This is a genomic window from Sinobaca sp. H24, assembly GCF_023845525.1.
The window spans coordinates 1-2928 of record NZ_JALBWT010000082.1; the positions used below are offsets into that span (position 1 = coordinate 1).

At 50.9% G+C, this 2928-nt stretch carries 3 protein-coding genes; all 3 read right to left on the minus strand.

Features of this window, described 5'->3' with window-relative positions; all coding sequences use genetic code 11:
- A partial coding sequence (locus tag MMY81_RS32970) for an FAD-dependent oxidoreductase (protein WP_252316137.1) occupies positions 1 to 783 on the minus strand: 783 nt, incomplete at its 3' end.
- A 12-nt stretch (positions 784 to 795) separates the two neighbouring features.
- Positions 796 to 2109 (minus strand): dihydrolipoamide acetyltransferase family protein, encoded by a 1314-nt coding sequence (locus tag MMY81_RS32975; RefSeq protein ID WP_252315263.1) that lies wholly within the window; start codon positions 2107 to 2109, stop codon positions 796 to 798.
- Positions 2110 to 2122: 13 nt separating this feature from the next.
- The coding region (locus MMY81_RS32980; RefSeq protein WP_252316138.1) for an alpha-ketoacid dehydrogenase subunit beta at positions 2123 to 2928 on the minus strand (806 nt) is incomplete at its 5' end.

Below are 2928 nucleotides of genomic sequence, written 5' to 3' on the forward strand. Positions count from 1 at the left end.
CAGCAGCACATCCGCTTCCAGAACAGAGCGGCTGCCGTCTTTATTAATGACTGTATTAGTGCCGTCTTTTATTTCCTCTACTGCGGTATTCGTAAGAATTGTTACGTTTTGATCGAGCAGGGTCCGCTTCAGCTCATCACCGGCATCACTGTCTTCAAGCGGAATAATCCGGTCGGCCATTTCTACAAGCGTGACCTCCACACCAAATGCGGCATAAATACTGGCAAATTCCACGCCAATATAGCCGGCCCCGATAATAGTCAAACGCTCCGGCATGCGCTCCATATCAAAAATGGTATCGCTTGTATGATACGAGGCCTGCTCTATACCTTTAATCGGAGGCACGGCAGGCGTTGAGCCCATCGCGGCAATAATTTTTTTCCCTTGAATGACGGTTTTCGTGCCGGCATTCTCCACGCTGACGGTTAAATCCGGATGAACTGTGCCCCAGCCTGCCATTACATCAATTTTTCCGGCTTTCATTAAAGACGCCACGCCCCCGCGCAGCGTCTGAATGACATCGTTTTTCCGCTTCAGCATGGAATCATAGGAAAAGCGGACCTCTCCTGTCTCAATGCCGAATTGACCGGCGTGAAGCACTTCCCTGTATGCTTCTGCATGACGAAGATATGTCTTGGAAGGGATACATCCCCTGTTCAGGCACGTTCCGCCAAGGTCAGCCGCCTCCACCAGCGCTGTTTTCTTTCCGAGGGCAGCCGCCCGGGACGCAGCCGTGTAGCCGCCCGGGCCTCCTCCAACAATCACAATATCGTATGTCTGCATTTTTTCCGCCTCCTATATTAAAAGCTGGTATGGGGATTCCAGCTTTTCTTTCAGCTCTGTTAGAAAAGCCGCAGCCGGTGCCCCGTCAATTATTCTATGGTCAAAGGAAAGACTGAGAGACAGAACAGGCCGGACCTCTGCCGTGCCGTTTACCGCAATTACTTTATCATGCAGTCTTCCTACTCCGAGAATAGCCGCCTGAGGCTGATTAATAATTGGATTAAAATGATCGACCGCGTACATTCCCAGGTTGCTTATCGTAAAAGTGCCCTGCTTCATGTCGTCCGGCCTGGTCCGTCCTTCCCTGGCTTTTGCAGCAAGCTCCTTGCTTTCCTGCACAATCAAAGACAGGCTCTTTTTCTCTACATCCCGCAGCACAGGAACCATCAGCCCAAAATCAGCTGCAACGGCTATGCCGATATGGGCCTTCTGATGCAGGGTAATACTGTTATTTTCAAACGTAGCATTTACCTGCGGATGGGAAATCAGCACTTCTCCGAGCGCTTTCACGAGAATATCGTTGTAAGACAGGCGTTTTCCGGTTTTCTTTTCAATGACAGGAAGCAGCTCTGTCCTCATCTTCTTCAATACAGAAGCGTCTATTTCAGTATTTAATGTGACATGAGGAATTTCGCTGCTGCTCTGCTGCATCCGGTCTCCGATAAACCGGCGTGTCCCTTCATAGGCGGTGGAAGTCGTTTCTGCTGCCGGGACTTCTTCAGCCGGGAGCTCTACGTCCCTGCGGTAGATTTTTCCATTTGGTCCGCTTCCCTGAACGCCTGCCAGATCTACTCCCTTATCGGCAGCTACTTTTTCTGCAAGCGGCGTAACGCGCTCTTGCTGCTGTCCGGATACTTCTACATCCTTTTTATGAATCCGCCCGTTTGGACCGCTCCCCTGTAAAGTATGAAGCGGCACTCCTGTTGCACCGGCTTTTTTTCTCGCTGCCGGCGTAGCCCGTACCTTTTTATCAGAAGACGCTTCCACTTCCGGAGACGAAGTGTTTTCGATGACCGCTTCTTTTTCTTCCGCTTTTTCTACTGCGGGATCCTCCGGTGTTTCTCCGGGCTGTTCGGGTACTTCCTCTCCCTTTTTTCCAATGTAGCCAACAATACCGTTCACCGGAACTTCTTCATCCACTCCATAGTATCTTTTGAGCAGAATACCTTCTTCATAGGCTTCCACTTCTATATTTATCTTATCAGTCATGATTTCAAAAACCGGATCTCCTACCGCCACCTGGTCTCCTTCTTCTTTAAACCACTGCAGCAGGGTACCCGTTTCCATTGTGCTGCTTAATTTTGGCATGAAAATTTCCTTCGCCATGGTATTCCCTCCTTTACGCTCCGCGCATGGTTTCTTCCACCGCTTTAATAATATCTTCCACCTGTGGAATCATCGCTTTTTCCAGCACGGGATTATAAGGAACCGGAATCGGGAGGGCTCCCAGGCGCCGGATAGGGGCATCCAGATAGTCGAATGCTTCGCTTTCTGCAATCACTCCGGCAATTTCACCGCCGAAGCCTCCCCGTTTTACTGCTTCGTGGACAATAATCACCCGTCCGGTTTTGGACACGGACGCAATAATTGTTTCTTCGTCAAGCGGCACGAGCGTTCTTGGATCCACGACTTCCACACTTATGCCGCGTTTTTCGAGCTCCTCTGCCGCTTCGAGTGCCTTATGCACCATAATGGCGGTCGCGATAATCGTAACGTCTGTTCCTTCTTTTTTTACGTCTGCTTTTCCAAGCGGAATTGTATACTCTTCTTCCGGCACGTCCGATTTTGATTTGTACAGTACCTTATGCTCGTAGAAAATAACCGGATTCGGATCCTCCATCGCCGCTTTTAAAAGGCCTTTGGCATCATAGGCAGTGGAGGGCTGCACTACTTTCAGTCCCGGAATATGGGCCACCCAGGCTTCGAGGCTCTGGGAATGCTGGGCCGCGGCACCCGTGCCGGAGCCGGAAGGGGTGCGTACGACCATAGGCACATGGCCTTTGCCTCCGTACATGTAGCGCACTTTGGCCGCCTGGTTTACGAGCTGATCCATCGCAATCGTAATAAAATCGGAAAACTGCAGCTCCAATACAGGTTTCATGCCGGTCAGCGCGGCACCTACCGCAGCCCCGGTAATCGCTGCCT

Excerpts from the sequence above, each read along its gene's own strand:
- MMY81_RS32975 (WP_252315263.1), bottom strand. The coding sequence starts at position 2,109 with ATGGCGAAGGAAATTTTCATGCCAAAATTAAGCAGCACAATGGAAACG.